Annotated in this window: 1 protein-coding gene and 2 pseudogenes; all 3 read left to right on the top strand. The window is 61.0% G+C overall.

The window, feature by feature from the left end; translation table 11 throughout:
• The first annotated feature begins 552 nt into the window (after positions 1 to 552).
• Positions 553 to 3,739, top strand: a pseudogene (locus GSM73_RS23335) (GMC oxidoreductase).
• Between the two features lie 156 nt (positions 3,740 to 3,895).
• On the top strand, positions 3,896 to 5,764 hold the full coding sequence (locus tag GSM73_RS23330; RefSeq protein ID WP_160893955.1) for a hypothetical protein: 1,869 nt from the start codon (positions 3,896 to 3,898) through the stop codon (positions 5,762 to 5,764).
• 27 nt (positions 5,765 to 5,791) lie between these two features.
• Positions 5,792 to 6,094: pseudogene (locus tag GSM73_RS27890) on the top strand (metallophosphoesterase); the annotation flags it as partial.

The following is a 6,094-nucleotide window of genomic DNA, read 5'->3' as shown; positions in this document are numbered from 1 at the left end:
TTTTTGACCTATATGGAAAGGAAACGCTCTTTGTTCATAAGTCACGGTTTTTCTTTAGCTTTACTTAAAAAAATCAGTCGCAATGATGCACTTGTCCCCATTAGCTGTGGGTGGACATGTGGATAACTTGTTTGCGAAAGCGTAGGGGCCACGGCGGGTATAGGCCCAGACGCTATAGATCAAATTTCATACAGTTCTAAGGATCCACCTTGACGTGGCCCTGGCAGCTGTCTTCACTCATGGCACAAGGACACCGCCACTTTATCCACATCTGGTTCAGGGAGAACGCATGATGGATAGCAAGCCCCCCTGCTGGTACCCGATCTCGGCTGCGACCTGTACTCCGACCCCTCCCACCCGGTTACCCAAACGCAGACGTCGTCGTGCCACCAATCAGCGTGCGCGTCTATAGCGCCTCGTTGAGCCCTGAGTTTCCCCTGTAACACCGTTGACTGCCGCTCCAACCCGTACGGGATAGTGGCCAGGCGTTCGTGCGCCTGTCGATTTGCAGGCAACCGCAGAGTTGCCCCATCTGCCTGAGAGGACTTGAACATGACACGGATCTCGACCCCCATTAGCGAAATCAAGGAGCATTACGACGTTATCGTCATTGGTTCCGGCTACGGCGGTGGCATTGCTGCGTCACGCCTGTCCCGGGCTGGGCGCAAGGTTTGTCTGCTGGAGCGGGGCCGGGAGATCCAGCCCGGCGAATACCCCAACACCATGCTTGCGGCCACCGAAGAGTTGCAGGTGCATGACCCGGACGGTCACATCGGGTCGCGCACCGGACTGTTCGACCTGCACGTCAACGCCCAGCAGAACGTGGTGGTCGGTTGCGGCCTGGGCGGCACTTCGCTGATCAATGCCAACGTTTCGCTGGAGCCGGAGCCCGGTGTGTTCGAGGACTCGCGCTGGCCGCAGGCGGTGCGTGACCATTGCGACACGCTGCTCAAGGACGGTTATGCGCGGGCTCGGGAAATGCTCAAGCCCAACCCTTACCCAGATGCGGCACCTGGAGCGCGACGGCGACGGCTGGATCGTGCATTTCCAGTACCTGGACAGCGGCCGTGAGCTGTTCTCGGCGCCAACCCTGTTCGTGCGCGCCGACATCGTGGTGGTGTCCGCCGGCACCCTGGGCTCTACCGAGATCATGCTGCGTTCCCGGGACAAAGGCCTGTCGATGTCCAGTCAACTGGGCGAGAACATGAGCGGCAACGGCGACATCCTCGGGTTTGGCCACAACTGCGACCAGACCATCAACGGTATCGGTTTCGGCGCCCACTCGGCCAAGGAGCTGGAGCCGGTGGGACCGTGCATCACCTCGATCATCGACATGCGTACCGAGGGTGACTGGCGCAGCCGCATGGTCATCGAGGAAGGCTCGATCCCCGGCGCACTCGGTCGGCCCATGGTGCCGAGCATGGCGGCGTTCGCCGGGATGATCGGCGTGCCCACCGACACGGGCCTGGGTGCCAGCCTCAAGTACAAGGCCCGGGAAGCCGAGAGCTTTCTGCGCGGCCCGTACTATGGCGCGCTGCATAACATGCAGACCTACCTGATCATGAGTCACGACAACGGCAAGGGGCGCATGGTGCTCGACAACAAGGACCAGCTGCGCATCGACTGGCCCGGCGTCGGCGAGCAGGAAAACGTGACCCTGGGCAATGAGCGTTTGCACCAGAGCACCAAGGCGTTGGGCGGGATCTGGGTCGAAAATCCGATCTGGACCAAGCTGCTCAAGCACAGCATCGTTTCGGTCCATCCCTTGGGCGGCTGCGTGATGGGGGAAGACGCGACGCAAGGGGTGGTCAACCACAAGGGCCAGGTGTTCAGTGGTGCCAGCGGGACGGATGTCTATCCCGGTCTGTACGTGACGGACGGTGCGGTGATCCCGACTTCCCTGGCGGTGAACCCGTTGTTGACCATCTCGGCGGTGAGCGAGCGCAACATGGGGCTGCTGGCGGCCGATCGTGGCTGGATCATCGACTACACCCTGCCTTCGGCCCCGCGCAAACCGGTGGCGGCGCCGACCCTTGGCGTGCAGTTCACTGAAACCATGAAGGGCTACTTTTCCACAGCCTTCACCCAGCCTCAGGGCACTGATCTTTCGCTTTACGAAGCCGCGGCCAAGCGCGGCAAAGCCGATAACTCGCCCATCGAATTCACCCTGACCATCACTGCCGCCGATCTCAATCGCCTGATCAAGGAACCGGAACACGCCGCCACCCTGGTGGGTACGCTGGATGCGCCGATGCTTTCGCCCAAGCCGCTGGTCGCCAGCAACGGAGTGTTCAACCTGTTCGAGCAATACCAGGAACAGGTGGATGTGCGGCACATGAACTACGACATGAAACTGACCGCCGAGGATGGCAGCGATTATTACTTCAGCGCCTTCAAGACCGTGCCCGAGGACAACGGGGTACTGAACATCTGGCATGACACCAGCACGCTCTATGTCACGCTGTATCGCGGGCCGGACAAGAGCGGCGAGGTCATCGGCTCGGGGGTGATGCACATTCTGCCGGCCGACTTCGCCAAGCAGATGACCACCATGAAAGTGCTCAACGCACGTAACGAGCGTGAGCGAGTGGAAGCGTTGGCCCGCTTCGGCAAGTTCTTCGCCGGCATTTTGTGGGAGAGCTACGGCGGGGTGTTCGCTGGCGATGTGTACTTCAATCCGGACGCGCCGCCTCGCAGCAAGCGGCCGCTGGACGCACCGGCGCCGACCGTGCATTTCTTCCAGACCGAGGACAACGTCGAGCTACGCCTGACTCGCTATCAAGCGGGCAGCAAAGGCCCGGTGATGCTGGTGCATGGCCTGGGGGTGGGGTCGAATATTTTCTCCACCGACACCATCCAGACCAACTTGCTGGAGTACCTGTGCAAGCACGAGTACGACGTTTGGTTGCTGGACTTGCGGGTGAGCATCCTGCTGCCGGCCAGCAAGCATGAATGGAACGGCGACCAGGTGGCCCAGCACGACTTCAAGGCTGCTATCAAGCAGATCCAGCAGGCCACGCTGGCCCGTGACGTGCAGTGCGTGGTGCATTGCTACGGTGCGACGACGTTCTTCATGTCGATGCTGGCGGGGCTGCAAGGGGTTCGCTCGGTGGTCTGCTCGCAGATCGCCGCCGACACGGTGGTCGCCACCGCCACCGGACTGAAGGCCGGTTTGCATTTGCCGGGGATGCTCGATGCCATCGGCATCAAGTCCCTCACGGCCTACGCCGACACCAAGGAAAGCTGGTTCAACAAACTCTACGACAAGGCCCTCAACGGTTATGCCCGGATCGAGGCCCAGGGCTATTGCACCAACCCGGTCTGCCACCGCATCACGTTCATGTATGCGTCGCTGTACCGCCACGACACCCTCAACGAAACCCTGCACGACAACCTGCATGAATTGTTCGGTGAGTCGAACATCCAGACCTTCGAGCACCTGGCGCTGATCGTGCGCAAGGGGCACCTGGTGGACTTCAAGGGCAACGACGTCTACATGCCGCATTTCGATCGGTTGAAATTGCCGATCTGCTTCATCAGCGGCGCCGAGAACCAGTGCTACCTCCCTCAAAGCACCCTCAAGACCTACGAGCGACTGTGCGATATGCACGGCCCGCAACTGTTCAGCCGTCACGAAGTGCCGGGCTACGGCCACATCGACTGCATTTTTGGCAAGGACGCGGTGGTGGATGTGTACCCGATCATCCTTGAACACCTGGAGAAGACGGCGCTGGGCTAGTTCTAGACCGCATCGCGAGCAGGCTCGCTCCCACACGGGGTTTGTGCCGTACGCAGGTTCGGTGGCCCACACCGTTCAATGTGGGAGCGAGCCCGCTCGCGATGCGATCGTCTGGACGCTGCATCTCGTGAGTCAGGAATAAGGAAAAAGGATGCCATGAACACTTACATCCGTTGGTTCCAACGCATCATCTGGGTGGGCATTGTGATGAACATGGTCTTCGCGATTCCGGCGCTGTTCGCGCCGGCGTTGCTGACGTCCATGCTCGGCCTGCCGCCCGTGCTGTCCGATCCCTGGCTGGAAAACACCGGCATGTTGCTGGTGGGGATCAGCCTGTTCTACATGCCCTCGGGGTTCAACGCGCCGCGTTTCGTGGTGCATTCGTGGTTGTGCGTGCTGTCGCGGCTGGTGGCGGTGGTGTTCTGGATCTACCTGATCAACACTAACAACCAGGGTCAGTTGTTCGTGCCGATGTTGATGGGCGACTTGAGCATGTTCCTGATTCTGGGCGTGCTGCTGTACCTGGGCAGCCCGGTGGCCCATCGTCCACTGGCCTTGCTCTGCGCCGGTTGGCGGGAGTGGCGCGCCGGCTGGGCGCGGCGCTGGCACAGTCATGGTTTCAAGGTCGGCACGCTGGTGGTGGTATTGCTGCTGGGTTTCATCGGCTACCAGACCTGGTACCAGATGATACGAGAGGTGCCCCAGCCAGACTTCGCTTCCGACGAGGACCACTACAAATACGCCGCCATCGGCCTGGGCATCGAAGCGCGGATCCCTTATTACCTGTTCGCCGTGCTGCCGCAGATGTGCCCGGAAAAACTGCCCAAGCCCGGCGGTTATGAGGTGTTCGGGTTTCTCTATGAGAACGGCAACGACCTGCCGATTGGCATGGCCAAGCGGCAACTGGGCTACCCCACCGTGGAGCCGAACTGCGCGCTGTGCCACACCGGCTCGTACCGGGCCAATGCCAGTGACATAGCGGTTCCGGTCGCCAGCGCGCCGGCCAACACCCTGCAACTGCAGGCCTTCCAGTGGTTTGCCTACGATTGTGCCAGCGACCCGAAATTCACCCCAGATGCGGTCATGGCGGCGATCAACAGCAAGTTCCAGCTCGGTTTTTTCGAAAAACTGTACAACCGTTACCTGATCATCCCGATGGCCAAGAGCGCGCTACTCAAGCAGAAGCAGGCCTACGCCTGGCAGAAACTGCGCCCGGCCCAAGGTCCGGGGCGGACCGATACCTTCAACCCGACCAAAATGGTGGTGTTCGGCTTCCCGGATGACTCCACCATCGGCACCGTGGACTTGCCGCAGGTCTGGAACCAGAAACCCCGTGAGTCGATGTATCTGCATTGGGACGGCAATAACAACAAGATTCACGAACGCAACTACGCGGCGGCCATGGCCGTGGGCGCGACACCGCAATCGGTGCTGCCGCCGAGTTTCAACCGGGTGACCAATTGGCTGCTGGGCCACAAGGCGCCGGCGTGGCCGTTCGCCCTGGACCAGGCGAAAGTCGCCCAGGGCAAACCGATCTGGGAGCAGAACTGTGCCGCTTGCCACGACTTCGGCCGTGCCGACACAGGACAGGTCACTACCAACATCGACCAGTTGGGCACCGATCCCCATCGCCTGAACTCCTTCACCGTCGGGCTGGTGACGGCGTTCCACGGCTTCAAGAAACCGCCGTTCGACTTCGGCGCGTACCGCAAGACCCAGAGCTACAGCAACACCCCCACCGACGGCATCTGGCTAAGGGCGCCGTACCTGCACAACGGCTCGGTGCCGACCCTGTGGGACTTGTTGCAACCGCCCGAGTTGCGGCCGCAAGTGTTCTACACCGGCTCCGATATCTACGACCAGGAGAAGGTCGGCTTCATCACCAGCGGCGCGCAGATGAAGGCGTCGGCGGATTTCAAATACGACACCCGCCTGGAAGGCAACCACAACGGCGGCCACCTGTATGGCACGCAGTTGTCGGATGTCGACAAACGGGCCCTGATCGAATTCATGAAAACCCTGTAGCCCAGGGCACTGCGAAGGAGCGTTCACATGTCATTACTGCACCATTGGGAACATGAGTTCGACAAGGTCAAAGTCCGCCTGCACGGGTTGGTCACGCGGCTGGAGATGTCCTGGAAAAAACTCGTCAACGACCTGGAGCCCGAAGAGTTCGAGGCCATCGTCAAGCTGCTCCAGCGTGGCCACGATCAGGCCCGGCACGTCATCGATCACGGCGACCTGCCGGATGACGAACCGGCCGTGCCGTGGGAGCTGGCCCACGGTCTTTCGATCCTGAAGATTGGCAATGCCAGCGCCTTGCCGCAAACCGAGGACGAGCTGCCGACCCGCGTG

The organism is Pseudomonas sp. PICF6, from assembly GCF_009831705.1.
Lineage (GTDB): Bacteria > Pseudomonadota > Gammaproteobacteria > Pseudomonadales > Pseudomonadaceae > Aquipseudomonas > Aquipseudomonas rhizophila.
Note: the sequence above shows the minus strand (reverse complement) of the source record. Positions and strands in the feature narration are given on the sequence as shown.

Bases quoted from the DNA above. Each gene is read 5' to 3' on its own strand.
- GSM73_RS23330 (WP_160893955.1), top strand. From the start codon at position 3,896: ATGAACACTTACATCCGTTGGTTCCAACGCATCATCTGGGTGGGCATT.